At 71.3% G+C, this 26,597-nt stretch carries 20 protein-coding genes; 13 read left to right on the forward strand and 7 right to left on the reverse strand.

The features are described from left to right. The first annotated feature begins 37 nt into the window (after nucleotides 1-37). Nucleotides 38-1,501 (forward strand): catalase, encoded by a 1,464-nt coding sequence (locus CP984_RS14095; RefSeq protein WP_003982732.1) that lies wholly within the window; start codon nucleotides 38-40, stop codon nucleotides 1,499-1,501. An 84-nt stretch (nucleotides 1,502-1,585) separates the two neighbouring features. Here CP984_RS14095 and CP984_RS14100 read toward each other — a convergent pair whose 3' ends face one another. Then, complete coding sequence (locus CP984_RS14100) at nucleotides 1,586-3,835, reverse strand: transglycosylase domain-containing protein (RefSeq protein ID WP_003982733.1); 2,250 nt, start codon at nucleotides 3,833-3,835, stop codon at nucleotides 1,586-1,588. A 235-nt stretch (nucleotides 3,836-4,070) separates the two neighbouring features. On the opposite strand from CP984_RS14100, the gene CP984_RS14105 reads away from it, so the two are divergent. From CP984_RS14105 to CP984_RS14140, 8 genes are all read left to right on the forward strand, one after another. Then, the gene (locus CP984_RS14105) at nucleotides 4,071-5,051 is read left to right on the forward strand and encodes an SPFH domain-containing protein (protein ID WP_003982734.1); all 981 of its coding nucleotides are present in this window, start codon (nucleotides 4,071-4,073) and stop codon (nucleotides 5,049-5,051) included. Continuing rightward, on the forward strand, nucleotides 5,048-5,386 hold the full coding sequence (locus tag CP984_RS14110; protein WP_003982735.1) for a hypothetical protein: 339 nt from the start codon (nucleotides 5,048-5,050) through the stop codon (nucleotides 5,384-5,386). The genes CP984_RS14105 and CP984_RS14110 overlap by 4 nt, the downstream gene beginning before the upstream one ends. Nucleotides 5,387-5,611: 225 nt before the next feature. Next, nucleotides 5,612-6,298, forward strand: coding sequence for an ABC transporter ATP-binding protein (locus CP984_RS14115; RefSeq protein ID WP_003982736.1), 687 nt, complete (start codon nucleotides 5,612-5,614; stop codon nucleotides 6,296-6,298). Further along, on the forward strand, nucleotides 6,295-8,712 hold the full coding sequence (locus tag CP984_RS14120; RefSeq protein ID WP_003982737.1) for an ABC transporter permease: 2,418 nt from the start codon (nucleotides 6,295-6,297) through the stop codon (nucleotides 8,710-8,712). Before CP984_RS14115 ends, CP984_RS14120 begins: the two co-directional genes overlap by 4 nt. A gap of 106 nt (nucleotides 8,713-8,818) precedes the next feature. Beyond that, nucleotides 8,819-9,343, forward strand: coding sequence for a PadR family transcriptional regulator (locus tag CP984_RS14125; RefSeq protein ID WP_003982738.1), 525 nt, complete (start codon nucleotides 8,819-8,821; stop codon nucleotides 9,341-9,343). Next, on the forward strand, nucleotides 9,340-10,029 hold the full coding sequence (locus tag CP984_RS14130) for an ABC transporter ATP-binding protein (protein WP_003982739.1): 690 nt from the start codon (nucleotides 9,340-9,342) through the stop codon (nucleotides 10,027-10,029). The genes CP984_RS14125 and CP984_RS14130 overlap by 4 nt, the downstream gene beginning before the upstream one ends. A 52-nt stretch (nucleotides 10,030-10,081) precedes the next feature. Next, nucleotides 10,082-12,529, forward strand: coding sequence for an ABC transporter permease (locus tag CP984_RS14135; RefSeq protein WP_003982740.1), 2,448 nt, complete (start codon nucleotides 10,082-10,084; stop codon nucleotides 12,527-12,529). Between the two features lie 6 nt (nucleotides 12,530-12,535). Continuing rightward, nucleotides 12,536-14,965 carry an FtsX-like permease family protein gene (locus CP984_RS14140; RefSeq protein ID WP_157849094.1) on the forward strand — a complete coding sequence of 810 codons (2,430 nt, stop codon included), beginning with the start codon at nucleotides 12,536-12,538 and terminating at the stop codon, nucleotides 14,963-14,965. Between the two features lie 46 nt (nucleotides 14,966-15,011). Here the strand turns inward: CP984_RS14140 and CP984_RS14145 are convergent, their stop codons facing one another. Next, complete coding sequence (locus CP984_RS14145; RefSeq protein ID WP_003982742.1) at nucleotides 15,012-15,968, reverse strand: LysR substrate-binding domain-containing protein; 957 nt, start codon at nucleotides 15,966-15,968, stop codon at nucleotides 15,012-15,014. Nucleotides 15,969-16,529: 561 nt separating this feature from the next. Continuing rightward, entirely contained in the window at nucleotides 16,530-16,871 is a 342-nt protein-coding gene (locus tag CP984_RS14150; RefSeq protein WP_003982743.1) for a histone-like nucleoid-structuring protein Lsr2, read from the reverse strand. A 349-nt stretch (nucleotides 16,872-17,220) separates the two neighbouring features. Here CP984_RS14150 and CP984_RS14155 point away from each other — a divergent pair, with 349 nt between their 5' ends. The 3 genes from CP984_RS14155 to CP984_RS14165 all read left to right on the forward strand — a co-directional run bounded on the left by CP984_RS14155 (nucleotide 17,221) and on the right by CP984_RS14165 (nucleotide 20,153). Beyond that, on the forward strand, nucleotides 17,221-17,775 hold the full coding sequence (locus CP984_RS14155) for a peroxiredoxin (protein ID WP_003982744.1): 555 nt from the start codon (nucleotides 17,221-17,223) through the stop codon (nucleotides 17,773-17,775). A gap of 37 nt (nucleotides 17,776-17,812) precedes the next feature. Beyond that, the gene (locus tag CP984_RS14160; RefSeq protein ID WP_003982745.1) at nucleotides 17,813-18,346 is read left to right on the forward strand and encodes an alkyl hydroperoxide reductase; all 534 of its coding nucleotides are present in this window, start codon (nucleotides 17,813-17,815) and stop codon (nucleotides 18,344-18,346) included. A gap of 88 nt (nucleotides 18,347-18,434) precedes the next feature. Next, nucleotides 18,435-20,153, forward strand: a complete 1,719-nt coding sequence (locus CP984_RS14165) for an alpha/beta hydrolase (protein WP_003982746.1) — start codon at nucleotides 18,435-18,437, stop codon at nucleotides 20,151-20,153. A gap of 12 nt (nucleotides 20,154-20,165) precedes the next feature. Here the strand turns inward: CP984_RS14165 and CP984_RS14170 are convergent, their stop codons facing one another. From CP984_RS14170 to CP984_RS14185, 4 genes are all read right to left on the reverse strand, one after another. Next, nucleotides 20,166-21,578: an AI-2E family transporter gene (locus tag CP984_RS14170; RefSeq protein ID WP_030183885.1), complete on the reverse strand. Its 1,413-nt coding sequence runs from the start codon at nucleotides 21,576-21,578 to the stop codon at nucleotides 20,166-20,168. Nucleotides 21,579-21,728: 150 nt separating this feature from the next. Beyond that, nucleotides 21,729-22,433, reverse strand: coding sequence for an aggregation-promoting factor C-terminal-like domain-containing protein (locus tag CP984_RS14175; protein ID WP_030183883.1), 705 nt, complete (start codon nucleotides 22,431-22,433; stop codon nucleotides 21,729-21,731). Nucleotides 22,434-22,836: 403 nt separating this feature from the next. Then, the gene (locus tag CP984_RS14180) at nucleotides 22,837-24,159 is read right to left on the reverse strand and encodes a PhoH family protein (RefSeq protein ID WP_003982749.1); all 1,323 of its coding nucleotides are present in this window, start codon (nucleotides 24,157-24,159) and stop codon (nucleotides 22,837-22,839) included. 371 nt (nucleotides 24,160-24,530) lie between these two features. Beyond that, entirely contained in the window at nucleotides 24,531-25,328 is a 798-nt protein-coding gene (locus tag CP984_RS14185) for an isoprenyl transferase (protein WP_003982750.1), read from the reverse strand. Nucleotides 25,329-25,445: 117 nt separating this feature from the next. Here CP984_RS14185 and mgrA point away from each other — a divergent pair, with 117 nt between their 5' ends. After that, the gene (mgrA, locus tag CP984_RS14190) at nucleotides 25,446-26,489 is read left to right on the forward strand and encodes an L-glyceraldehyde 3-phosphate reductase (RefSeq protein WP_371280337.1); all 1,044 of its coding nucleotides are present in this window, start codon (nucleotides 25,446-25,448) and stop codon (nucleotides 26,487-26,489) included. The last annotated feature ends 108 nt before the right edge of the window (nucleotides 26,490-26,597 follow it).

The following is a 26,597-nucleotide window of genomic DNA, read 5'->3' on the forward strand; positions in this document are numbered from 1 at the left end:
AAGGGACCGATGACCCACCACCGGGAGGCGCACCCCCATGACCAGCTCCGCGCACGACGTCCCGCGTACGACGACCAATGCCGGCATCCCGGTCGAGAGCGACGAGCACTCGCTCTCGGTGGGTCCCGACGGTCCGCTGCTGCTCCAGGACCACTATCTGATCGAGAAGATGGCCCAGTTCAACCGGGAACGGGTGCCCGAGCGGGTGGTGCACGCCAAGGGCAGCGGCGCGTACGGGTTCTTCGAGGTGACCAACGACGTCAGCCAGTTCACCAAGGCGGATCTCTTCCAGCCGGGCCGGCGCACCGAGATGCTGGCCCGCTTCTCGACGGTCGCGGGCGAGCAGGGCTCGCCGGACACCTGGCGCGACCCGCGCGGCTTCGCGCTGAAGTTCTACACTGAGTACGGCAACTACGACCTGGTCGGCAACAACACACCGGTCTTCTTCGTACGGGACACGATCAAGTTCCAGGACTTCATCCGGTCGCAGAAGCGCCGCCCGGACAACGGGCTGCGCGACAACGACATGCAGTGGGACTTCTGGACGCTCTCGCCGGAGTCGGCGCACATGGTCACCTGGCTGATGGGCGACCGCGGCATCCCGAAGACGTACCGGCACATGAACGGCTACGGCTCGCACACCTACATGTGGATCAACGGCGGCGGCGAGCGGTTCTGGATCAAGTACCACATCAAGACGGACCAGGGCATCGACTTCCTGACGCAGGAGGAGGCGGACCGGCTGGCGGGCGAGGACGGCGATGTGCACCGCCGCGACCTGTACCAGGCGATCGCGTCCGGGGACGCCCCCTCGTGGACCATGTACGTCCAGGTCATGCCGTTCGACGACGCGCCGGACTACCGCTTCAACCCGTTCGACCTGACGAAGGTGTGGCCGCACGGCGACTACCCGCTGATCGAGGTCGGCCGGATGACGCTGGACCGCAACCCGGAGGACTTCTTCGTCCACATCGAGCAGGCGGCCTTCGAGCCGTCCAACATGGTGCCGGGCATCGGCCCGTCGCCGGACAAGATGCTGCTGGGGCGGCTGTTCTCGTACCCGGACACCCACCGCTACCGCATCGGCCCGAACTACGCGCAGCTGCCGCCCAACCGCCCGCACTCGGTGGTCAGCTCGTACGCCAAGGACGGCCCGATGCGCTACGAGCCGTCCCAAGCGGCCCGCCCGTACGCGCCCAACTCGTACGGCGGGCCGGCCGCCGACACGCAGAACTTCGGCGACCCGGCGGGCTGGCACGCGGCGGGCGAGATGGTGCGTGAGGCGTACAAGCTGCGCCGTGACGACGACGACTTCGGCCAGGCGGGCACCCAGGTGCGCAAGGTGCTGGACGACGCGGCGCGCGAGCGGCTGGTGAACAACGTGGTCGGGCACCTGTCGAACGGGGTGAGCCGGCCGGTGCTGCTGCGCGCCCTGCAGTACTGGCGCAATGTCGACAAGGCACTCGGCGACCGGATCGCCGCGCGCTTCAACGGCAGCTGAGCCGGAGCGCGCCCCGCGGGACGGAAACGGCCGTGGCCCCCACCACTGCGGTGGGGGCCACGGCCGTTCGTGCCGGACGCCGGGTCAGCCCAGGTCGTCGAAGCCGGGCGGGCGGCCGTTGTTGCCGCTGCCGCCGCTGCCGGCCGTCGGGGAGGCGGGCGGCGACTCCGGCGGCTTCGAGGGCGTCCGCGACGGCGAGTGCGACGGGGTCTGGGACGGCGAGTGCGACGGAGTCCGGGACGGCGTCTGCGACGGGGTCTGGGACGGCGTCTGCGAGGGCGTCTGGGACGGGGTGTGCGAGGGCGTCTGGCTCGGCGGCGGCGTGTTGACCGGTCCGCCGCCGGAGCCGAGGTCCGTCTCCAGGTCGAACTTGGCCCCGGTGTCGTCGCCGATCGCGGCGGCGGTGTAGGCGGCCCAGATCTTGGCCGGGTAGCCGCCGCCGTTGACGCGGCCGCCACCGCCGGTGCCCTTGAGCGTCACCTGCTTGCCGCCCTTGGCCTCCTCGCCGAACATGCCGACCGCGGTGACCAGCTTGGGCGTGTAGCCGACGAACCACGCCGACTTGTTGTCGTCGGAGGTGCCGGTCTTGCCCGCGGCCTGGTAGTCCGTGCCGCCTATGGCTTCCTTGGCCGTACCGTCGTTGACCACGCCGCGCAGGACGGAGGTGACGGTGTCGGCGGTGTTGCGGGTCAGCACCTGGGAGCCGATCGGGTCGGGCAGTTCGGTCTCCTGCGAGCCGTGCTCCGCCTTGACGACCAGGGACGGGGTGACCTTCTTGCCGTGGTTGTCGAGGGTGGCGTAGGCGCCGGCCATCTGGAGCGGGCTGGCGCCCATGGTGCCGAGCGTCATGGCGGGCTGGACGTCCATCCGGCTGCCGTCCATGCCGAGGCCGACCGCGGTCTTCTTGACCTCGTCCAGGCCCACGTCGGCGCCCATCTGCGCGAAGACGGAGTTGACGGAGTTGTTGGTCGCCTGCTGGACGCTGATCCGGCCGTAGGAGCGCTCGTCCTCGTTCGGCGGGGCGAACGGCTTGGTGCCGCCCACGACCGGGCGCCGGTTGCGGCCGTCGTAGACCGTGTCGGGGGTGATCGGCACGCCGGACTGGGTCTTGGCGTGGTTCTCCAGGGCGGAGGCGAAGATCAGCGGCTTGAACGTGGAGGCGGGCTGGAAGTCGGCCCGCGTGGCGTTGTTCGTGTAGTGCTTGGTGTAGCCCGCGCCGCCGTACATGGCGACCACGTGGCCGGTCTTGGGGTCGACCGAGACGGCGCCGAGCTGGGCGTCCCGGTCCACCTTGCGGACGTCGGGCTTGAGGTCGTCGGTCAGCTTGTTCTTGACCGCCTTCTCCAGCTCCTGCTGCCGCTTCTTGTCGATGCCCAGGGTGATGGTCCAGCCGCCGGCCGCGAGTTCCTTTTCGTCGACACCCTTACGGATGAGTTCGTCGTTGGCGGCGTTGACGAAGTAGCCGATCTGGCCGGCCACACCGGGCAGCGGCTTGGGCTTGATGGGCTCCTGGAACTTCTGCTTCTGCCGGTCCTCCGGGCTGAGCCACTTCATCTCGACCATGTTGTCGAGCGTGTACGCCCAGCGCTCCTGCACCCGCTTCTTGCCGGCCTCGGAGGCGATGGCCCAGTCGTACTGGCTCGGCGCCTGGAGGAGGGAGGCCAGGTAGGCGCCCTGGCTGACGGTCAGCTTGTCCACGTCCACGCCGTAGTACGCCTGGGCGGCGGCCTGGATGCCGTACGCGCCGCGGCCGTAGTAGCTGGTGTTCATGTAGCCGGCGAGGATGTCCTTCTTGTCCAGCTTGTTGTCGACCTTGAGGGAGATGACGATCTCCTGGAGCTTGCGGCTGACCGTCTGCTCCTGGCTCAGGTAGTAGTTCTTGACGTACTGCTGGGTGATGGTGGAACCACCCTGCTTGCCCCGGCCCCTGAGCGTGTTGAGGACGCCGCGCAGCGTACCCTTCAGGTCGACGCCGGAGTCCTGGTAGAAGGTCTTGTTCTCGGCCGCGACGAAGGCGTGCTGGACGGGCTCGGGGATCTCGTCGATCTTGACGGTCTCGCGGTTGAGCAGGCCCTTGCGGGCCATGACCGTGCCGTCGGCGTACTTGTAGACGTTGCTCTGGGTCGTGGCCGCCGCGTTGCCCTGGTCGGGCACGTCCACGTACAGGTACAGGCCGATGAAGCCGAGGATGCCCAGCAGGCACACACCGAGGAAGGCCCCGAGCAGCTTCTTCCAGGTGAAGAAGCGGCGTATGCCGCCCTTCTTGGCCTTGGTCTTCGGTTTGGCCCGGCGGTTACGTCCCTGCGCCGCCCGTCTCGCGTCCGCTCGCCCCATCGCTCCCGCAACTCCAGTCGTTCCGCCCCCAATAACTCAGCTCACGAAGCTAACACCGCATCTGTCGACAAATGCTCATCGATCAAGGCTTTTGCCGGCGTGACAAAGAGCACCCGTTCCTGGGGGAACCTCCGCCCAAGGATGCCGCACTCGACTGAGAACCCTCTTAAAGTGCTATCACTTTGCTAGAGTTGCGCGAGCATCACCGACCAGTACACGAGAAACGGGGAGACACATGTCCGACCAGACACCGGCCGGCGGCGGCAACGACGGGGCGGACGGCGGGGCGCAGCTCACGGCCGACGCGCCGCAGATGCCCCGCCCGCAGGTCCGCGAGACGCCGGCGCACAGCATCCCGGGCGGCCTGGGCCTGCTGCTCACCGTCCTCGGCGCGTTCGCCGGGCTGGGCATGATCATCGGTGGCGGCGCCCTCGCCGCGGGCGGGAACAAGGCGGTGGGCGTGCCGCTGATCGTCGTCGGCGTCCTGCTGTCGGTGGGCTCGCTGTTCTGCATGACCGGCGTGAAGATGGTCGCCCCCGGCGAGGCCCGCGTCATCCAGCTCTTCGGCCGCTACGTCGGCACCATCCGCGAGGACGGCCTGCGCTGGGTGAACCCGCTGACCGCCGACCGCAAGATCTCCACCCGCGTCCGCAACCACGAGACCGCGGTCCTGAAGGTCAACGACGCCTACGGCAACCCGATCGAGCTGGCCTCCATCGTCGTGTGGCAGGTCGAGGACACCGCGCAGGCCCTCTTCGAGGTCGATGACTTCCTGGAGTTCGTCGCCACCCAGACCGAGGCGGCGGTGCGGCACATCGCGATCGAGTACCCGTACGACGCGCACGACGAGGACGCGCTGTCGCTGCGCGGCAACGCCGAGGAGATCACCGAGAAGCTGGCCGTCGAGCTGACCGCCCGGGTGCAGGCCGCGGGCGTACGGATCATCGAGTCCCGCTTCAGCCACCTCGCGTACGCTCCGGAGATCGCCTCGGCGATGCTCCAGCGGCAGCAGGCCGGCGCGGTGGTGGCGGCCCGCCAGCAGATCGTCGAGGGCGCGGTCGGCATGGTCGAGATGGCGCTGGCCCGGATCAGCGAGCAGGACATCGTGGAACTGGACGAGGAGCGGAAGGCGGCCATGGTCAGCAACCTGATGGTGGTGCTGTGCGGCGACCGGGCCGCCCAGCCCGTACTGAACACCGGCTCCCTGTACCAGTGAGCGAGGGCGGCTCCCAGGACGCGACCGGGGCCGGCGGCCCCGGGGACGGCGGGCAGGCGCCGAAGCGGCGGGCGGCGCAGCGGCGCAAGCAGATGCTGCTGCGGCTCGACCCGCTGGTGCACGACGCGCTCGCCCGCTGGGCCGACGACGAGCTGCGCAGCGCCAACGCCCAGGTCGAGTTCCTGCTGCGGAAGGCGCTCTCGGACGCCGGCCGGCTGCCGAAGGGCGCGGGCGGCCTGCCCCGGCGGGGGCGGCCGCCGAAGTCGGCGGAGCCGCGGGAGGCGGCGGGGGACGAAGAGCCGCCGGGCCCGGAGGGCGCCGGACCGCACGGGTGAGACCGGTACGCCGGGGACCCGGCCCGTACGCGGGCGGGGTCCCCGGCCTTCCTTTCCCCAGCTATACACCATGGGTATACACGCCATGTAGTCTGTGGCATGTCCCTTGGGGCCGGTCCCTGGAGGCCGCCGTTCGCCGTATCCGTCACGGCACCGGCCCACCCCGGCAGCGGCATCGGCCGCTGCCGCCCCACCGCCCCTGTCCGCACTTCCGGAGGCCCTCGTATGACCCCGGCCGGTTCCCTTCTCACGGCCCGCGCGCTGCACAAGGCGTACGGCTCGACCCCCGCGCTCGACGGCGCGGACTTCTCCATCCACCCGGGCGAGGTCGTCGCCGTCATGGGCCCCTCCGGCTCCGGCAAATCGACCCTGCTGCACTGCCTGGCCGGGATCATCCGCCCGGACTCCGGCAGCGTGCTCTACGGCTCCCGCGACCTGACCCACATGTCCGACGCCCAGCGCAGCGCGCTACGGCGCTCCGATTACGGCTTCGTCTTCCAGTTCGGCCAGCTCGTCCCCGAGCTGACCTGCCTGGAGAACGTGGCGCTGCCGCTGCGCCTGAACGGCGTCAAGCGCAAGGAGGCCGAGGAGCGCTCGCTGGAGTGGCTGGAGCGGCTGGAGGTCGGCGAGGTGCGGGCCAAGCGGCCCGGCGAGGTCTCCGGCGGCCAGGGCCAGCGGGTCGCGGTGGCCCGCGCGCTCGCCGCCCGCCCCCGCGTGATCTTCGCCGACGAGCCCACCGGCGCGCTGGACTCCCTCAACGGCGAGCGCGTGATGACCTTGCTGACGGAGGCCGCGCGGGACACCAACGCGGCCGTCGTCCTGGTCACCCACGAAGCACGGGTCGCGGCCTATTCCGACCGCGAGGTCGTCGTCCGCGACGGCCAGGCCCGGGAAATGGCGGGTCTGGCATGACCACCCTCGACCACCGCCCCGGCCCCACGGGCCAGGAGGAGTCCCGGGCCAAGGCCCCGGCCGGTCCGGCCGTCTGGTTCCGCGACCTCGTCATGGGCATGCGCTTCGCGGTCGGCAGCGGCCGCGAGGGCTGGGTCCGTACGGCGCTGACCGCCGTCGGCGTCGGCCTCGGCGTGGCGCTGCTGCTGGGCGCCTCCTCCGTACCGAACCTGCTGAACAGCCGCTCCGAGCGGAGCAACGCGCGCAACCTCATGTTCGGGGAGCACGACGCGAAGCGCTCCGACCACTCCTTCCTCTTCCACCACGTGGGTTCCCAGTTCCGCGGCGACAGCGTGGACGGCCTGCTGCTGCGTCCGGAGGGCAGCCACCCCGTACTGCCGCCCGGCGTGGACAAGATGCCCGGGCCGGGCGAGGCGGTCGTCTCGCCCGCCCTGAAGGAACTCCTGGAATCCCCGGACGGCGAGCTGCTGCACGACCGGCTCCCGTACCGCGTGGTCGGCACGATCGGGCAAGCCGGCGTGATCGGCCCCAGCGAGTACTACTACTACGCGGGCAGTGACCAGCTCGTCCTGAAGGACGGCAACGGGACCAACCGCGCCGACGCCTATGGGCGGAAGATCGAGTCACGGGACATGGACCCGGTCCTGCTGGTGCTGATCCTGGTGGGCTGCGTCGTCCTGCTGATGCCGGTGGCCATCTTCATCGCCACCGCCGTCCGCTTCGGCGGCGAGCGGCGCGACCGGCGGCTGGCCGCGCTGCGCCTGGTGGGCGCCGACAACCACATGGCGCGCCGGATCGCCGCCGGCGAGGCCCTGCTCGGTTCGCTGTTCGGGCTGGTCGTGGGCGTCGGGATGTTCCTGCTCGGCCGGCAGTTCATCGGCGCTGTCGACATCAGCAGCCTCAACGCCTTTCCCACCGACCTGTCGCCGGTCCCCGCGCTGGCCGTCCTGATCCTGCTGGCCGTACCGGCGTCCGCCGTCGTCGTCACGCTCTTCGCGCTGCGCGGCATCGCCATCGAGCCGCTGGGCGTCGTCCGCAGCGCGGTGCCGCGCCGCCGGCGGCTGTGGTGGCGGCTGCCGATCCCGGTCATCGGGCTGGGGGTACTGGCGGCGTTCGGCACGGTCGACAGGAAGACCGGCTCCGTCAACACGTACTTGATCGGCGGCGGCGCCGTGCTGACGCTGCTCGGCCTGACCATGCTGCTGCCCTGGCTGGTGGAGGCGGTCGTGGCGCGCTTCAAGGGCGGCCCGGTCCCCTGGCAGCTGGCCGCCCGCCGGCTCCAGCTGAGCAGCAGCAGCGCGGCACGCGCGGTCAGCGGCATCACGGTCGCGGTGGCCGGTGCCATCGCGCTGCAGATGCTGTTCACCGCCGTCGGCGACGACTTCACCAAGCCCACCGGGCAGGACGCGTCGCGGGCCCAGCTCCAGGTGATGCTGCCCGCCAGGGACGGCGCCGCCACACAGAAGATGATCGACGCGTTCAACGGGACGAAGGGCGTCAGCGGCGTCATCGCCACCGTCAACTCGCGGATCGTCTCCCCCGGCCCGGAGCGGAACGAAGGGGGCTTCCCGCTGAGCACCTCGCTCACCGTCGGCAGCTGCGAGACCCTCCAGGAGATCGCCCGGCCGGGCCCGTGCAAGGACGGCGACGTCTTCCTGATCAAGGGCGGTCCCGGCTCCTACACGGACGAGGAGCTGCCCAAGGTCGTATCCCCCGGTGCCCGGGTGCTGCTCAACGACTTCGACGAGCACGGCAAGCTCAAGGGCCGGCCCACCCCGTGGACCCTGCCCCGGACGATCCGCCCCGTCGACGCCCGGCCCGACCCGACCGGTGAAGAGCGCACCGGCCTGTTCGCCACCACGGGCGCGATCGACGTCGCGAAGCTGGCCGACCCCACGGCGCGGGCCATGGTGCGGCTCGACCCGGCCGTCCCGGACGCCGCCGAGTACGCCCGCAACACCGCGGCCCGCATCGACGTGACCGCCAACACCTTCCAGCTCATGGACACCAGCGACGACCGGCGCTTCGTCAGCGTCCGCAACGGCCTGCTGATCGCGTCCGTGGCGACCATGACGCTGATCGCCGCCAGCATGCTGGTCACCACCCTGGAGCAGCTGCGCGAACGCCGCCGCCTGCTGTCGGTCCTGGTGGCCTTCGGCACCCGGCGCGGCACGCTCGCCTGGTCCGTGCTGTGGCAGACGGCCGTCCCGATGGCCCTCGGCCTGGCGCTCGCGGTGGCCGGCGGCCTGGGCCTCGGCCGGGTGCTGCTGGGCCTGACGCACAAGAGCGGCATCGCGTGGTCGGTGGTCTGGCCGCTGCCGCTGTTCGGCGCCGCACTGGTGCTGCTCGTGACGCTGCTCAGCATGCCGCCGCTGTGGCGGATGATGCGGGCGGACGGGCTGCGTACGGAGTGACCGCGCCGCCGCCCGGCCCCGGGACCCGCGCGACGGGTCCCGGGGCCGGGCGGTCTATGCACCGCACGTATACACCACGGCCGTAGCGACAAAGTAAGGTGGTCGCATGTCAATCGGTCATACGCTGCTGGGCCTCCTGGAGTCCGGCCCCCGCCATGGCTACGACCTGAAGCGCGCGTTCGACGAGCACTTCGGCCACGACCGTCCGCTGCACTACGGACAGGTCTACTCGACCATGTCCCGGCTGCTGAAGAACGGCCTCGTCGAAGTGGACGGCGTCGAGGCGGGCGCGGGCCCGGAGCGCAAGCGGTACGCCATCACGGACGCCGGCGTGACCGACGTCGCGCAGTGGCTCGCCCGGCCCGAGAAGCCCGAGCCGTACCTCCAGTCGACCCTGTACACGAAGGTGGTGCTGGCCCTGCTCACCGGCCGGGACGCCGCCGAGCTGCTGGACACCCAGCGCACCGAGCACCTGCGGCTGATGCGCGGCCTGACCGAGCGCAAGCGCAAGGGCGACCTCGCCGACCAGCTCATCTGCGACCACGCCCTGTTCCATCTGGAGGCCGACCTGCGCTGGCTGGAGCTGACGGCCGCGCGCCTGGACAAGCTGGCCGCGGTGATCGGCTCGTGACGCCCGCGGGATCGCTGCTGGCCGCCGAGGGGCTGCACAAGGCGTTCGGGCAGACCGCCGCGCTGGACGGGGTGGACTTCTCCATCCACCCGGGCGAGGTCGTGGCCGTCCTGGGCCCCTCCGGCTCCGGCAAATCGACTCTGCTGCACTGCCTGGCGGGCATCGTCCTGCCCGACTCCGGCACGGTCCGCTACGGGGACCACGACGTGACGGGGATGAACGACGCGCAGCGCAGCGCCCTGCGCCGGGCGGACTTCGGCTTCGTCTTCCAGTTCGGCCAGCTCGTCCCCGAGCTGACCTGCCTGGAGAACGTGGCGCTGCCGCTGCGCCTGAACGGCGTCAAGCGCAAGGACGCGCAGCGGCACGCCCGCGAGTGGCTGGAGCGGCTGGAGGTCGAGGACACCGCGGGCAGCCGGCCCGGCGAGGTCTCCGGCGGCCAGGGCCAGCGGGTCGCGGTGGCCCGCGCCCTCGCCGCCCGCCCCCGCGTGATCTTCGCCGACGAGCCCACCGGCGCGCTGGACTCCCTCAACGGCGAGCGCGTGATGACCCTGCTGACCGACGCGGCGCGCGACACCAACGCGGCCGTCGTCCTGGTCACCCACGAAGCACGGGTCGCCGCCTACTCCGACCGCGAGGTCGTCGTCCGCGACGGCAAGGTGAAGGACATGCTGGCGGGCCTGATATGAGCCCGCCCGGCACCCACACGCCACACGGCGGCCCGTCCGGCGGCACCTGCGGATGACGCTGCTCGGCCCTCGTACCAACGGCGGACCCGCCGGGCGCGGCACCCCGGCCCGCGAAGCCGCCGCACCTACGCTCCCCGCCATGCCCGACTCCCCGCCGGCCGGCCCCGCCGCCTGGGCCCGCGACCTGATGATGGGTCTGCGCTTCGCCGCCGGCGGCGGCCGTGAAGGCTGGATCCGTACGGCCCTGACCGCCGTCGGCGTCGGGCTCGGCGTCGCCGTCCTCTTCCTCGGCGCGTCCGTGCCCTCCCTGCTCGACTCCTGGCACGGCCGGGAGAAGGCCCGCGAGAACCTGGGCCAGGCACAAGAGCCGCGGGCCGCCGACACCACGCTGCTGTACGCGCACGCCGACACCCGCTACCACCACCAGAACATCCGCGGACGGCTCGTACGGCCCGACGGCACGCACCCGCCCAAGCCGCCGGGCATCGCCGGACTCCCGCGCCCGGGAACCATGCTGGTCTCCCCCGCCCTCAAGGAGCTGCTGGACTCGTCCGGCGGCAAGGCGCTGCGCGACCGGCTCCCGTACCGCGTGGTGGGCACCATCGGCGACGAGGGCCTGCAAGGACCGGCCGAACTGACCTATCTCGCGGGCAGCTCCGCGCTGACCGAACGGTCCGGGGCCTACCGCATCGACCACTTCGGGCTGGAGTTCGTGCAGCGCCCGATGCGGGCCCCGGCGGTGGTGCTGGTCATCATGACGTGCGTGGCGCTGCTGACGCCGGTCATGGTCTTCATCGGCACGTCCGTACGGTTCGGCAACGAGCGGCGCGAACAGCGCCTCGCCGCGCTGCGCCTGGTCGGCTCGGACATCCGCACGACCCGCCGGATCGCCGCCGGTGAGACGCTGCTCGGCTCGCTGGCGGGACTGGTGCTGGGCGCCGGGTTCTTCCTCGGCGGGCGGCAGCTGGCCTCGGTGGTGACGCTGTGGGACATCAACGTCTTCCCGTCGGACATCGTCCCGGACCCGCTGCTGGCCGTGCTGATCGCGGTGCTGGTGCCGGCCGCCGCCGTACTGGTGACGCTGTTCGCGCAGCGCGGGGTGACGGCCGAGCCGCTGGGCGTCGTCCGCCACCGGCCGCCCGTACGGCGGCGCCTGTGGTGGCGGCCGCTGGTGCCGCTGGCCGGGGCCGTGCTGCTGGCCACCGTCTCGCGGGACGTCGGCCGGGTGGACACCCCGCTCAACACCATCCGGCTGGCCACCGGCGCCACCCTGCTGCTGCTCGGCGTCACCGCGCTGCTGCCGTGGCTGGTCGACGCGGTGGTACGGCGGCTGCGCGGCGGCCCGGTGCCCTGGCAGCTGGCCACCCGCCGCCTCCAGCTGAACAGCGGCGCCGCCACCCGCGCGGTCGCCGGCATCACCGTCGCGGTCGCCGGGGCCATCGCCGTCCACATGACCTTCACCGGCATGCAGGCCGGATTCGCCGAGAGCTATGCCCGCAACGGCCGCCCGGTGGTCGAGATGACCGGGGGCACCGACGGCTGGCCGCAGATCCGGCGCGCGCTCGCGCAGCTGCGCGGCACCGAGGGAGTCCGTACGGCCGGCGGCACGATCGAATCGTCCGTCTCGGCGGCCGGGGACCGGGGCCGGTTCATGGAGGGCAGCGACCACCGCATGGCGGACAGTGTGTTCGCCACCGTCGGCGACTGCGCGGAGCTGGCCCGGATCGCGGAGGTCGGCACCTGCCGCGACGGCGATGTCTTCATCACCTCCAACCTGGAGAACCGCCCCTTCGTGAAACCGGGCGCCCGGCTCAATCTGGACCCGCCCGAGGGCGTCGGCCCCGTCCGCCCGCCCCAGCTGTGGACGCTGCCCGCCACAGCCCGTGTGGTGCACGCGAAGGCCGACGACGACGGCCTGCCCACCCACGGCATCCTGATCACCCCGTCCGCGGTGGACACCGGCCGGATGCACCGGCCCCTCATGCACCTGAGCGTCCGCTACGACCCGGCCACACCGGACGCGGTGGAGCACATCCGTACCACCGCCGCGCGGATCGACCCGACGCTGGGCGTGACCGCGCTGGCCGAGAACCGCCACGACGGGCAGTACGACAGCCTGCGCACCGGCCTGTTCATCGGCGCGGTGGTCACCCTGCTGCTGATCGGCGCGGGCCTGGTGATCTCCACCGTGGAGCAGCTGTACGAACACCGGCGGCTGCTGTCGGCACTGGACGCGTTCGGCACCCGCCGCACCACACTCGGCTGGTCGGTCCTGTGGCAGACCGCGATCCCCGTCGCCCTGGGCCTGCTGCTCGCCGTCGGCGGCGGCCTGGCCCTGGGCACACTGCTGCTGTTGATGATCGACAGTGCGGTCTTCGTGGACTGGCCGGTGGTGGCAGGCATGGCGGGCGCGGGAGCGGCGGTGATCCTGCTGGTGACGGTGGTCAGCCTGCCGCCGCTGTGGCGGATGATGCGGCCGGACGGCCTACGGACGGAGTGAACGCAGGTGGGGGAACCCGGACGGCACCCGGTCCGGCGCTGGTGCCGTGATCTTGCCATGGGCGTACGGTTCGCGGTCGGCGGCGGACGCGAGGGGTGGATCCGTACGGCGCTGACCGCGCTCGGTGTGGGGCTGGGCGTCGCCGTGCTGCTGGTGGCCACGGCGGTTCCGCACGCCGTGACCACGGCGGTCGCACGCGACAACGCCCGTTCCGACCGGTTGATCGAGGACAGCCGTCCGGGCGCCCACTCTTTGCTGGTCGCCGAGACCGACACCGCCTATCGCCAACAGCCCGTGCGCGGCCGCCTGGTGCAGCCCGACGGCGACCGGCCCGCCCTCCCGCCCGGCGTGACCCGGCTGCCGGGCCCCGGCGAGATGGTGGTCTCACCGGCCCTCGCCGACCTGCTGGCCTCCCCGGACGGGGCGCTGCTGCGCGACCGCTTCCAGGGCGCCCGCGTCGTGGGGCGGATCGGCGACGAAGGGCTGGCCGGTCGCGGCGAACTGGCCTACTACCAGGGGACGGACCGGCTCACCGGCATCAGCGCCGGTGTGACGCGTATCCACGGCTTCGGCCGCGTCCTCGACCCGCACGCCTCCGGAGAAGCCGCCGCCGAAGAACCGGTACTGCTGCTGTCGGTCCTCGTCGGATGCGCCGCGCTGCTCACTCCGGTGGCCGTGTTCATCGCGGTGTCCGTACGGTTCGGCGGGGAGCGCCGCGACCGGCGGCTGGCCGCGCTGCGACTGGTGGGCGCCGACCGCGCCACGACCCGGCGGATCGCGGCCGGCGAGGCGCTGGCCGGGTCGCTGCTGGGCCTGCTCACGGGCGCCGTCCTCTTCCTCGCGGTCCGCTACCCGATCGCGCGCATACGGATGCTGAACCTCGGGGTCTTCCCCTCCGACGTGGTGCCCGACCCGTGGCTGACGGCGCTCGTCGCGGTGGCCGTGCCGGTCTGCTCGGTCGGCGTCGCCCTGGTCACCATGCGCCGGGTCACCGTCGAACCGCTCGGCGTGACCCGCTCCGCACCGCCGGTCCGGCGCCGTCTGTGGTGGCGGCTGCTGCTGCCCGCCGCGGGCGCCGCGCTGCTGTGGCCCAAGGCGGCCGGTGACGCGGCGATCGTCGGCACCGGGGCCGGGGTCCAGGTGGTCGTGGGCACCTCGCTGCTCCTGCTGGGTGTGGCGGCGGTGCTGCCGTGGCTGCTGGACGCGGTGGTCGCCCGGTTCGGCGGGGGCGGCGTACCGTCCTGGCAACTGGCCGTACGGCGCCTCCAGTTGAGCACGACCGCGGCGGCGCGCTCGGTCAGCGGCATCACGGTGGCGGTCGCCGGAGCCGTCGCGGTGCAACTGCTGCTGGCGGGCGTGCAGACCACCGACCCGTCCCTGGGGTACCGGATGTACCGGCCGTCCGACGCGAACCAGGTGCAGGTCGGCTCCTGGTCCGGGCACTGGGCCCCTTCTCACGCCGCCGCCATGTTCCAGCGGCTGCGGGACACGACCGGCGTGCGGAACTCGTACGGTGTACTGCTCGACAGCGCGGCCCCGGCGTCGCCCGGCAAGCCACCCGCCCCGGGCAGGAATTCCCCGCCGGAGTACTACGGGCTGGCCGTCGGCGACTGCGACGCGCTGCGCAGGCTGGCCCGTATCGACCGGTGTGCGGACGGCGACGTGTTCCTCAGCCGGGGCAGCGGAATCCCGGACAACCCGATCGACCGCGAAGTGCCGCGCCTCCCGGCCCCCGGCGCCCGGCTGGCCATCTCGCCCTACTCCAGCTCGGAGGCCGCCCGCAACCCCACCACCTGGACGCTTCCGCACACCGCGCGCACCGTCGCCCCGCGCGCCAGCCTCTTCTCCCTGGCACCGACCAAGATCCTGGCCACGCCCGGTGCCCTGGACCCCGCGCTGCTGCGGGCCCCGACCGCCGAGGCCGAGGTCCACCTCGACCCGGGCCGCCCGGACGCGGTCGAGTACGTACGCAACGCGGCCGCCCGCTTCGATCCGCTGCTGCACGTCTCGGCGCTAGGGGACGGCCTGCGGGAACCCGGCGTGTACGACATCGTCGGCTCGGCGCTCCAGGCGGGCGCGGTGGGCGTGCTCTGCATCATCGGCGCGGGTCTGCTCATCACCGTGCTGGAGCAACTCCGCGAGCGCAGACGGCTGTTGTCCGCCCTCGACGCCTTCGGCACACCGCGCCGCACGCTCGGCCGGTCGGTGCTGTGGCAGACCGCCGTCCCCGTCGTCCTCGGGCTGGCGCTGGCGGTCGGCTGCGGTCTGGGCCTCGGACTTCTGCTGCTGCACCTGGTCAGCAAGCCGGTGCTGCCGGACTGGTCCGGGATCGCCGCCCTCACCGGTGCGGCCGGGGCGGTGATCCTCGCGGTGACCGCGCTCAGCCTGCCGCTGCTGTGGCGGCTGATGCGGCCGGACGGGCTGCGTACGGAGTAGACGTCGCTCGGGGCCCTTCACGTACGGGTACGGACCCCGCGCCGCCTCACTCCACGATCCGCACCGGGAGCCCCCGCATCGCCTCGCGCAGCGCCGCCGCGAACTCCTCGAACTCGCTCTGGCGGGCCGCGCCGGACCGCATCGCCAGGGCGATCCGGCGGGACGGGGCCGGGTCGGCGAAGTAGCCGGTCGTCAGCTGGTCGTTGCGTGCGGTCTCGACGCGCAGTGCGGTGCGGGGCAGGAGCGTGACGCCCATGCCGCCCGCGACCAGCTGCACCAGGGTGGACAGCCCGGCCGCGCTGGTCGTCACCGGCGCGCCGTCCTCGCGGCCCGCCTCCCGGCAGATGTCGAGCGCCTGGTCGCGCAGGCAGTGGCCCTCGTCCAGCAGGAGCAGGTCCATGTCCTTGAGCGCTTCGCGCGGGATGTCGCCGCGTCCCCCCAGCCAGTGGTCCTGCGGGGCGACCAGGACGAAGTCCTCGTCGAAGAGCGGGAGTTCGGTGATCGTCGGGGCGCCCAGCGGGACCGCGAGCAGCAGCAGGTCCAGCCGGCCCTGCTGAAGGCCGTCCAGCAGCGAGCCGGTCTGCTCCTCGTGGACCTGGAGGTCCAGGTCCGGGTACCGGTCGTGGACCAGCCGCAGCACGGTCGGGAGCAGATACGGGGCGACGGTCGGGATCACCCCGAGGCGCAGCACGCCGGTGAACGGCGCACGCGCCGCCTCCGCCTCTTCCATGAGGTCGCCGACCGCCTCCAGGACCGTACGGGCCCGCGCCGCGACCCGCTCACCGGCCGGGGAGAGCAGCACCTTGCGGGTGGTCCGCTCCAGGAGCTGTACGCCGAGGGCCTCCTCCAGCGCGGACACGGCGCCGGACAGCGCGGGCTGGCTCATGCCGATCTCGGCCGCGGCCTCGCGGAAGTGCAGGTGCTCGGCCACCGCGACAAAGGCCCGCAGCTGCGCCAGGCTGGGCTGCCGCTGCCGGGTCCCGGCATTCGTGGGGGACGCCACCGATAGCCACCTCCGATCAGGACCGTCCAGTCTAATGGCGTCCTGGCCCGCTCCCCGGCGGAGAGATTTCCGGGGCGGGTTCCGGCGGGCGGGCTGCCGGGCAATTGCCACGGCGGGTTACCGTCCGGTTTCGGGAGCGGTGTCCGCGCGCGTCCGCCGGCCGGGTTCCGGACCGTACATTTCCGGCGGCCGGGATTCCCCTCGTCCTATTTCGCCGTTCTGCCACGAGACGGCTGACTCGCCGGCTCCGGGATTGACGTCCGGCCGGCGCGCACCGGATTCTCCGGACGCGGGCGGTGTATTTTGCAGGCGCGGCAGCACACCCGCCACACGGGCACCTCGTAACCGGGCCGTCGCGGAAACGGACCTGCCCGGTACGTACCGTTCGCGAAACGTGCGGTCCGGTCTTTTCCGCGGCCGGATTCGGCCGCGATTCGGGCAGTGGCAGCCGTCGCCGATTCCCCGGCGCACCGGCTGCCACCAGCACCTTTCAGCAGACCGCGCCCCGGACAGCAGCGAAAGGGGGCACGGCGGCGGCATCTTCGCCGATGCCGCGGGGTGCTACTTGTTGGCGTTCTGGTACGCCTCACGGATTTCGGCCGACACGCGACCGCGCTCGTTCACCTCGTAGCCGTTCTCCTTGGCCCAGGCGCGGATCTTCGCGGTCTCGCCCGAACCCGAGGCGGAGCCGCTCTTGCGCGCCCCGGCACTCGTCTTCATACGCCCGGTACGGCGTCCGGCCTTCAGGAAGGGGCCGATCGCCTCCAGCAGCTTGTCGTAGCTGTCCGGCGCGAGGTCGACCTCGTAAGCAATACCGTCGACCGCGAGGGAGTGCGTGGCGACCTCCGAGGATTCTTCCCCGGTCAGGTCATCCGTGTAAATAGTGACGATCTTCTGTGCCATGCGGGTGATTGTACGTCTCATGGCTCGTGATGGGGCGATGCTTTGGCGAGGTGCACGATCCGGGGAACATCGTTTCGGAGATAGCCGGTGGATTCCCCGGATTCCCGTCCCTTTTCGACCGATCCGGCATTGTTGTGCACGAGGCTGCCCGGCTCGGAACACCTCACTCACATCTCGGACCGCCCGCCACCCCCGCCTCACCCTTCTCGGGGCGACTGATAGCCAGCACCGATCAACGCTTGTTGATCTGGCTATTTCACTGATCAATGGGGCCTGTGGCAGTGTAGGGAACCGTCCAACCCCTCGCGTAAGCCCTGAATCAGGACTTACGGCACACGAAGGAGAGCCTGTGCTCACTGTCGGTGACAAGTTCCCCGAGTTCGATCTGACCGCCTGCGTCTCCCTGGAGAAGGGCAGCGAGTTCGAGCAGATCAACCACAAGACCTACGAGGGCAAGTGGAAGATCGTCTTCGCCTGGCCCAAGGACTTCACCTTCGTCTGCCCCACCGAGATCGCCGCCTTCGGCAAGCTGAACGACGAGTTCGCCGACCGTGACGCCCAGATCCTCGGCTTCTCCGGTGACTCCGAGTTCGTGCACCACGCCTGGCGCAAGGACCACCCGGACCTGACCGACCTGCCCTTCCCGATGCTGGCCGACTCCAAGCACGAGCTGATGCGCGCGCTCGGCATCGAGGGCGAGGACGGCTTCGCGCAGCGCGCCGTCTTCATCGTGGACCAGAACAACGAGATCCAGTTCACCATGGTGACCGCCGGCTCCGTCGGCCGTAACCCCAAGGAGGTCCTGCGGGTCCTGGACGCCCTGCAGACCGACGAGCTGTGCCCCTGCAACTGGAGCAAGGGCGACGAGACCCTCGACCCGGTCGCGCTGCTCGCGGGCGAGTGAACTGCGGCGAACAGCGGAACTGGAAGGCTGATCTGACATGGCTCTCGACGAGCTGAAGTCCGCGATCCCGGACTTCGCCAAGGACCTGAAGCTGAACCTCGGCTCGGTCATCGGCAACAGCGAGCTGCCCAAGCAGCAGCTCTGGGGCACCGTTTTGGCCTGCGCGATCGCCTCGCGCTCGCCGAAGGTGCTGCGCGAGCTGGAGCCGGAGGCCAAGGCCAACCTCTCCGACGAGGCGTACACCGCGGCCAAGTCCGCCGCCGCCATCATGGCGATGAACAACGTGTTCTACCGGACCCGGCACCTGCTGTCGGACCCCGAGTACGGCACGATGCGCGCCGGCCTGCGGATGAACGTCATCGGCAACCCGGGCGTGGAGAAGGTCGACTTCGAGCTGTGGTCGCTGGCCGTCTCGGCCATCAACGGCTGCGGCATGTGCCTGGACTCGCACGAGCAGGTGCTGCGCAAGGCCGGCGTGGACCGCGAGACGATCCTTGAGGCCATCAAGATCGCCTCGGTCCTCCAGGCCGTCGGCGCCACCCTCGACGCCGAGGCCACCCTCGCCGAGTAGGTGAACCGGAGGTGCCCCACGGCACCCGGCCGGTACGACAGAGCCCCGCGGACCACCGGTCCGCGGGGTTTTGCGCATAATGGGGCAAATGTCCGCGCTGCTGCACCTGCTCGCCCGGTGGCTCACACGCCCCTACTGGGACGCGCCCGACCCCTCCTGGATCGTCCGCCGCTGGCCCGACCTCACCGCCTGCTGCGTCGCGGCCCTCTTCTTCTGGCTCTCCCTCACCCCGTCGCTGCTCCCCCGCCCGTGGTACCTCCAGGGCCTGGTCGGCGGCATCACGGCCGCCATCGGCTACGCCCTTGGAGCCGCGGCGAGCAGCCTCTTCCGCGCGCTGTGCCGGCGCCGCCCCGGCGAACGCGCCCGCGCCCGCTGCTGGCTGGCCTTCCACGTCCTCGGCATCGCGCTGTCCACCGCGGCGGTCTCCTGGAGCGCCCACGCGCAGCGCCGCCTCCGCCGTCTCCAGGAGGTCGAGCCGTCCCTGGTCTGGCACACGCCGATGATCATCCTGATCGCGGTGGCGGTCTGCGCGCTGCTGGTACTGCTGGCCCGGTGCGTACGGCTGGTCGCCCGCCGGCTCACCCGGTTCTTCGGCCGCTGGGTGCCGCGCCCGGCGGCGTATGTGATCGGGGTGGCGCTGACCGCCCTCCTGGTCACCATCGGCTCCAAGGACGTCCTGTACGAACGCGGTTTCATCGACATCGTGGACCGGATCTCCAAGGCCGCGAACCTGAGCACCGCCGACGGCATCACCCAGCCCGCCTCCGCGTATGTCTCCGGCGGCCCCACCTCCGTGGTCGACTGGGCCGAACTGGGCGCCGAGGGCCGCAACTTCATCGGCTCGGTGCCCCGCAAGCAGGACATCGCCGCCTTCACCGGCCGGCCCGCCAAGGACCCGGTACGCGTCTACATCGGCGAACAGGAGGGCGGCGACGCCCACTTCCGGCGCACCGCCGACCTCGCCGTACAGGAGCTGGAGCGCACCGGCGGCTTCGACCGCAAGGTGCTGGCGCTGCTGGGCACCACGGGCAGCGGCTGGGTGGACCCGCGGATGCCGGAGCCGCTGGAGTACATGTACGGCGGTGACTCGGCGATCGTGGCGACCCAGTACTCGTATCTGCCGTCCTGGATCTCCTTCCTGGTCGACAAGGAGAAGGCGGCACGGGACGCCCGCGCGGTGTTCGACGCGGTGTACGCCAAGTGGTCCGCGCTGCCCGCCGACGACCGGCCCAAGCTGGTCGTCGGCGGCGAGAGCCTGGGGACGTACGCGACCGAGGCGGCGTTCGACGGCCTGGACGACATGCTCGGCAAGGTGGACGGCGCGCTGCTGGCCGGGCCGCCCAACGTCAGCCCCGTATGGAAGGAAGTGACCGCCGGGCGCGATCCCGGCAGCCCGGTGTGGCGGCCGGAGTACGACCGGGGGCGGCATGTGCGCTTCGCCCAGTATCCGGAGCGGGACCTCAAGCGTCCGGACGGGCCGTGGGAGCACCCCCGGGTGGTCTACCTCCAGAACGCCTCCGACCCGGTGGTGTGGTGGACGCCCGACCTGCTCTGGCACCGGCCCGCCTGGCTGAACCGGCCGCTCGGCCCGGACGTCACCGACGAGATGCGTTTCTGGCCGGTGATCACCTTCTGGCAGACGACGGTCGACCTCGCGGTGTCCTTCGGAGCGCCGCCGCCGCACGGGCACCGCTACGGCACCGGCGCGGTCGACGGCTGGGCGGCGGTCGTCCCGCCGCCCGGCTGGACCGATCAGGACACGGCCCGGCTGCGCGCGTACGAGGGCGCGAAGGACGCGCCGTACTGAGCCGGACCCCGCTCAGTCCTGCGGGTCGGCCCCCTTCGGCGGCGTCGGCGCGATGTCCAGGGCCGTGGCGCCGTGCGGAGGCGGTGTCATGCGCAGGGCCTGTTCGCGGGAGTACGAGCGGAGGTAGCCGACGACGGTGTTGGTGACCGCGACCAGCGGCACCGCGACCACCGCGCCGCCGATGCCGGCGATCAGGCCGCCCGCGGCCACCGACAGGATGACGGCCAGCGGGTGGACCCGTACCGCGCGGCCCAGGATGAAGGGCTGCAGGATGTGCCCCTCGATCTGCTGCACCGCCAGCACCACCGCGAGCACCATCAGCGACGCGAAGACGCCCTGCGTCACCAGCGCAACCACGCACGCCAGCGCGCCGGAGACCACCGCGCCCACCAGCGGGACGAAGGCGAACAGGAAGATGAAGACGGCGAGCGGCACGGCCAGCGGCACATCGAGGAAGTAGATGCCGATGCCGATGAAGATGGCGTCGATCAGGGCCACTATCACCGTCCCGCGCACATAGGCGGTCAGTGTGCGCCAGGCGCGCGGCCCGGCGCCCGCCACGCCCTCGCGCGCCGCGCTCGGCACCAGCTTGAGCACCCAGTTCCAGATGCGCCGGCCGTCGTACAGCAGGAAGAGCGTGGTGAACATCGCCAGCAGGATGCCGGTGAGCACCTCCAGGACGACGGTCACGCCCTCCAGCCCGGCCGAGGTGATGGCCTGGGTGTTGGCGCCGACCGCGTCCTGGAGGTTCTTGGCGATGTGGTTGATCTGGTCCTCGGTCACATGGAACGGACTCTTGAGGAGCCAGCCCTTCAGCTCGGTGATGCCTTCCTGGATACGGCTGGACACCGAGTCGATGTTGTCCTGGACCTGCCAGACGACGAACCAGCCGACCAGGCCCATGATGACGAAACCGGCGATGAACGTCAGCGCCGTGGCGAGCCCCCGCGGCACGCCACGGCGCTTGAGCCAGGCGACGGTGGGCTGGAGCAGCGCGGTGATCAGCAGCGCGGCCACGAACGCCAGCACCACCAGCTGGATGGAGGTGATGGCCTTGGCCAGCACCCAGATCGTGCCCGCCAGGACGAGCAGCCGCCAGCCCGCCTCGGCCGCGACCCGTACGCCCCAGGGCACGGCGGCCACCGGGTCGGGGCGGGGCGCGACGGCGGGCGCGTAGGCCGGCGGGGCGGGGACCGAGTTGGCCGGCTGGTGCGGCGCGTCCTGCGGTGCGCCGGAGGCCCGGCCGTCGGGGTACGGGCCGTCGTGCGGCACCCGGGAACCGTCCGTGCGCTCGGCACGCCTCAGCTCTTCCGGGTCGGTCTCGGCCGCCGCGGCCTCCGCGCGCCGCCGCTGGTCCTCCAGCCGCTGCGCGATCCGCGTCAGACCGGCGCCGAGGCCACCGACCCACTGAGGCAATCTGGACATGTCGCTTCCTCTTCCCCTCCCGCCCCCCGGTGCTGTCAGGACGACGTTACCGGTGACAGGCGCGCGAAACCCCCGACGCCGTCGCGGTCGGGGGTTTCGCGTACGAAGCGGAGCAACGGCCGCCCTGCGCGGGGGCCGTCGCACGCGTTTCTAGTACCAGTGGTTGGCCTGCCAGAAGGACCAGGCGCCGCACGGGCTGTTGTAACGGCTGTTCATGTAGTTCAGCCCCCACTTTATCTGGGTGGCCGGGTTGGTCCGCCAGTCGGAGCCGGCGGAGGCCATCTTGGTGCCGGGCAGCGCCTGGACGAGGCCGTAGGCGCCGGAGGAGGCGTTGGTGGCCCGGTAGTTCCAGCCGGACTCGTGGTCCACGATGTTGCTGAAGCACTGGAACTGGTCGCCCGGCAGCATCTGACGGGCGATCGCCTGCGTCTCGGCGATGCTGTAGGACGCCTTGGCGGTGAAGGTGGACGCGTCCCGCGCGGCGGAGCGGGAAGCGTCTTCCTTCTCCTTCTCGCGCTTCTTGGCGTCCTCTTCGGCCTTCGCCTTCTTGTCGGCGGCGTCCTTCTTGTCCTGCGCGTCCTGGGCGGCCGCCTTGCGGGCCTCCTCCTGCGCGGACTTCAGCGCCGCGGCGTCAGCCTGCGTGGACGCCTCGTCCGCCTGCTGCGTCAGGGGCGCGGCCTGCACCTGGGCCTGGAGGCCCGCGGGGATGTCGGCGATCGTGGCGTCGGCCGCGGTGGCCTCGGTGTGGGCGACCGAGCCCTGCTCCTGACCTGACGCGACACCGACAACGGCGCCGACGGTGGTGACCGCGGTGGCGGAGGCCACGGCGAATCCCCGGACCGAAATCCGGCTCACACGCTTTCCTTCCAGCATCGTCCGCATAGGTGACCTCGCGGACGCAATCGTGCCCCTGGCGCTGGTCTCCCCTTGTTCCGGCCCCGAACGAGCGGAGGGGACGGCTGGTCACGGGAGGCACTGGCCCGGTACGTACCCCTCGGGGTCCGCGTGGTGCTCGGGCGGCATACGGCGCGCTATGCAGTTCTCGGGGTTCCGCACCGCTGGGGGTGCTGGTGTGCCGTATGCGGGGCCTGACAGGAACCAGACTTTGCCCGAAGCGGAGTCGTCGAATCAATTCTCCGTTGCGTGTGAAAGCTCACACCTCGTTTGGCCCGGATGATTCACGGAAAAGCCCGCGCAGCACGGCGCCGCCCGGCTAAGCTTCTGCGCTCTTGCCGGACGGCGCTCATGCCACACCCGGTCAGATCCGGCCGTCCTCCAGCATTTCGGTCACCAGCGCCGCGATCGGCGACCGCTCCGAGCGGGTCAGCGTCACATGCGCGAACAGCGGATGGCCCTTGAGCTTCTCGACGACCGCGACCACGCCGTCGTACCGGCCGACCCGCAGGTTGTCGCGCTGCGCCACGTCATGCGTGAGCACCACCCGCGAGTTGGCGCCGATCCGGGACAGCACCGTCAGCAGGACGTTGCGCTCCAGCGACTGTGCCTCGTCGACGATGACGAAGGCGTCGTGCAGCGAACGGCCGCGGATGTGGGTGAGCGGCAGCACCTCCAGCATGCCGCGCCCCACCACCTCTTCGATGACCTCGGCGGTGGTCACCGCCGACAGCGTGTCGAAGACGGCCTGGGCCCACGGGCTCATCTTCTCCGCCTCGGTGCCCGGCAGATAGCCCAGCTCCTGGCCGCCGACCGCGTACAGCGGCCGGAAGACCATCACCTTGCGGTGCTGACGCCGCTCCAGCACCGCCTCCAGACCCGCGCACAGCGCCAGCGCCGACTTGCCCGTACCGGCCCGGCCGCCCATCGAGACGATGCCGACCTCCTGGTCGAGCAGCAGGTCCAGGGCGATGCGCTGCTCGGCGCTGCGCCCGTGGATGCCGAACGCGTCCCGGTCGCCGCGCACCAGCCGTACGCTGCCGTCGACCGTCACCCTGCCGAGTGCCTTGCCCCGCTCCGACTGGAGTACGAGACCGGTGTGCACGGGCAGCCCGGCCGCCTCCGGGAAGTACGCGCTCTCCGCGGCGAAGAGCCCGTCGATCTGCTCGGCGGTGGCGGTCAGCTCCGCCATGCCCGTCCAGCCGGAGTCCGTGATGGCCAGTTCGGCGCGGTACTCCTCCGCCAGCAGGCCCACCGCGGACGCCTTGATGCGCAGCGGCAGGTCCTTGGAGACGACCGTGACGTCATAGCCCTCCGCCTGGAGGTTGCGGGCCACCGCGAGGATGCGCGAGTCGTTGTCGCCCAGGCGGAAGCCGGCCGGCAGCACTCCGGGGTCGGCGTGGTTCAGCTCGACCCTGAGGGTTCCCCCCAGGTCCCCGATGGGGATCGGGGCGTCCAGCCGCCCGTACCGCACCCGGTACTCGTCGAGCAGGCGCAGGGCCTGCCGGGCGAAGTAGCCCAATTCCGGATGATGCCTCTTCGCCTCCAGTTCGGTGACCACGACGACCGGCAGCACGACCTCGTGCTCGTCGAAGCGGGACATGGACCCTGGATCCGCCAGCAGGACGCTGGTGTCGAGGACATAGGTGCGCCGGCCGTTCTCACGGCGCTGCTTGCTGTTCACCACGGGTGGACGTACCCCCTCGGATGAGGTCGGGGTGCGACGGCGTCGCGGGAGAGAAGTCGCCGCGCCGTCGGGCGGCGGGCGACGGGACCGGGCTCGGACCCTCGTACGCGGGCCGAGCGCCGGCCCTCCGCGTCGTCCGTGCGGTCCGCACGGTCGTCCGTGGTGTGCAAAGGGCCTCCCGGGCGGACGGCCCCGTGCCGTCCGCTGAGATACGGCATCCGATGACTGGTACTGCCGGATACCGACCTGGAAGGGATATTCCCGCGAACGCGCGCCCCCATGCAATGGCATATGACGCACGGTCGGTGAACGCTTGGTTACGGCTTTGGCGCGGGTGGAGTCCCGCGCCGGGAGTTGATGGTCCGGGTGGCCTAAAAGCCGTAACGCCGGTGACGGGCGGCGTAGTCGCGCAAGGCGCGCAGGAAGTCCACCTTGCGGAAGGCCGGCCAGAAGACCTCGCAGAAGTAGTACTCCGAGTGGGCGCTCTGCCAGAGCATGAAGCCGGAGAGCCGCTGTTCGCCGCTGGTGCGGATCACCAGGTCCGGGTCCGGCTGGCCGCGGGTGTAGAGGTGCTCCGAGATGAGGTCGATGTCGACGATGTCGGCCAGTTCCTCGAAGGTGGTGCCGCGCTCGGCGTGGTCCAGGAGCAGCGAGCGCACCGCGTCCGCGATCTCCTGGCGGCCGCCGTAGCCGACGGCGACGTTCACCAGGATGCCGGTGTGGCCCTCGGTGGCCTGCTCGGCCTCCTTGAGCACCCGCTGGGTGTCGGAGGGCAGCAGGTCGCGGTTGCCGACGTGGTGGACCCGCCAGCGGCCGTCCGCGGCCAGGCCGCGCACCGTGTTCTCGATGATGCCCAGCAGCGGGGTCAGTTCCTTCTCGGACCGGTCGAGGTTGTCCGTGGACAGCAGCCACAGCGTGACGACCTCGACGTCGGTCTCCGCGCACCAGCCCAGCAGCTCGGTGATCTTTTCGGCGCCGGCCTGGTGGCCCTGCACGGTGGTGCGGCCGTCGGCGCGCGCCCAGCGGCGGTTGCCGTCGAGGATGACGCCGATGTGCTTGGGGACCTGGGCATGGTCGAGGCGGCCTTCGACCCGGCGGGCGTAGAGCCTGTAGACGAGGTTGCGCAACGCGGGCGGGTACGGGATGCGCACCCCGGAAGATCGCAGCATGTGTGGTCAAGCCCCTCCGTGCAAATGGCGGTCGCCCCCGTCGCCTCAAGTCGGCAACTTTACGTCGCGGACGTCCCGGCGGCCCAATCAGGTGTGTCACAACTCCGTGATAAGGAGATGACCATGACTGACGCCTCTGTCCACATTGCCGCGAATACGCGCTACGACTCCATGGAGTACCGCCGCACCGGGCGCAGCGGCCTCAAACTCCCCGCCGTCTCCCTGGGACTGTGGCACAACTTCGGTGACGACCGCACGCTGGCGTCCCAGCGGGCGATCCTGCGCCGCGCCTTCGACCTGGGCGTGACCCACTTCGACCTGGCGAACAACTACGGCCCGCCGCCCGGTTCGGCCGAGCTGAACTTCGGAAAGATCTTCGCGCAGGACTTCCGGCCCTACCGCGACGAGATCGTCCTCTCCACCAAGGCCGGATATCTCATGCACCCCGGGCCGTACGGCGAATGGGGTTCGCGCAAATACCTCCTCTCGTCGCTGGATGCCTCGCTGAAGCGGATGGGCGTCGATTACGTCGACATCTTCTATTCGCACCGATTCGACCCGGACACCCCGCTGGAGGAGACGATGGGCGCCCTGGCGTCCGCCGTCCAGCAGGGCAAGGCGCTGTACGTGGGCGTCTCGTCGTACTCCTCCGAGCAGACCCGTGAAGCCGCCCGCATCCTGCGGGAGATGGGCGTACGGCCGCTGATCCACCAGCCCTCGTACTCGATGATCAACCGCTGGACGGAGGACGACGCGCTGCTGGACACCCTGGAGGCGGAAGGCATGGGCTGCATTTCCTTCGCGCCGCTCGCCCAGGGCCTGCTGACGGACAAGTACCTGAACGGCATTCCGGAGGGCTCGCGCGCGTCCCAGGGCAAGTCGCTCGACCCGGGGCTGCTCTCGGAGGACGTACGGCGGCGCCTGCGCGGCCTGAACGGCATCGCCGCGCGCCGCGGGCAGTCGCTCGCCCAGCTGGCGCTGTCCTGGGTGCTGCGGGACGAGCGGATGACCTCGGCGCTGATCGGGGCGAGCAGCGTGGCGCAGCTGGAGGCGAACGTGGCCGCGGTGGGCGCCCCGAAGATCACGGATGAGGAATTGTCCGAGATCGAGGAGTTCGCGAAGTCGACCGACGGTGTGAACATCTGGGCCAAGCGCGGCTGATTCTGTTCGGTCCGCGACGCCTTTACGGAACACTCCCTACCTTCCGTAGAGACGTTCGCACGTTCCGTGTACGAAACCCGTCCTGGCGTGATCATGGCGAGATCCATA

The sequence above is a fragment of the Streptomyces rimosus genome (assembly GCF_008704655.1).
GTDB lineage: Bacteria > Actinomycetota > Actinomycetes > Streptomycetales > Streptomycetaceae > Streptomyces > Streptomyces rimosus.

Bases quoted from the DNA above. Each gene is read 5' to 3' on its own strand.
- CP984_RS14095 (WP_003982732.1), top strand. From the start codon at position 38: ATGACCAGCTCCGCGCACGACGTCCCGCGTACGACGACCAATGCCGGC.
- CP984_RS14100 (WP_003982733.1), bottom strand. From the start codon at position 3,835: ATGGGGCGAGCGGACGCGAGACGGGCGGCGCAGGGACGTAACCGCCGG.
- CP984_RS14105 (WP_003982734.1), top strand. From the start codon at position 4,071: ATGTCCGACCAGACACCGGCCGGCGGCGGCAACGACGGGGCGGACGGC.
- CP984_RS14115 (WP_003982736.1), top strand. From the start codon at position 5,612: ATGACCCCGGCCGGTTCCCTTCTCACGGCCCGCGCGCTGCACAAGGCG.
- CP984_RS14120 (WP_003982737.1), top strand. From the start codon at position 6,295: ATGACCACCCTCGACCACCGCCCCGGCCCCACGGGCCAGGAGGAGTCC.
- CP984_RS14125 (WP_003982738.1), top strand. From the start codon at position 8,819: ATGTCAATCGGTCATACGCTGCTGGGCCTCCTGGAGTCCGGCCCCCGC.
- CP984_RS14135 (WP_003982740.1), top strand. From the start codon at position 10,082: ATGACGCTGCTCGGCCCTCGTACCAACGGCGGACCCGCCGGGCGCGGC.
- CP984_RS14150 (WP_003982743.1), bottom strand. From the start codon at position 16,871: ATGGCACAGAAGATCGTCACTATTTACACGGATGACCTGACCGGGGAA.
- CP984_RS14160 (WP_003982745.1), top strand. From the start codon at position 17,813: ATGGCTCTCGACGAGCTGAAGTCCGCGATCCCGGACTTCGCCAAGGAC.
- CP984_RS14165 (WP_003982746.1), top strand. From the start codon at position 18,435: ATGTCCGCGCTGCTGCACCTGCTCGCCCGGTGGCTCACACGCCCCTAC.
- CP984_RS14170 (WP_030183885.1), bottom strand. From the start codon at position 21,578: ATGTCCAGATTGCCTCAGTGGGTCGGTGGCCTCGGCGCCGGTCTGACG.
- CP984_RS14185 (WP_003982750.1), bottom strand. From the start codon at position 25,328: ATGCTGCGATCTTCCGGGGTGCGCATCCCGTACCCGCCCGCGTTGCGC.
- mgrA (WP_371280337.1), top strand. From the start codon at position 25,446: ATGACCATGACTGACGCCTCTGTCCACATTGCCGCGAATACGCGCTAC.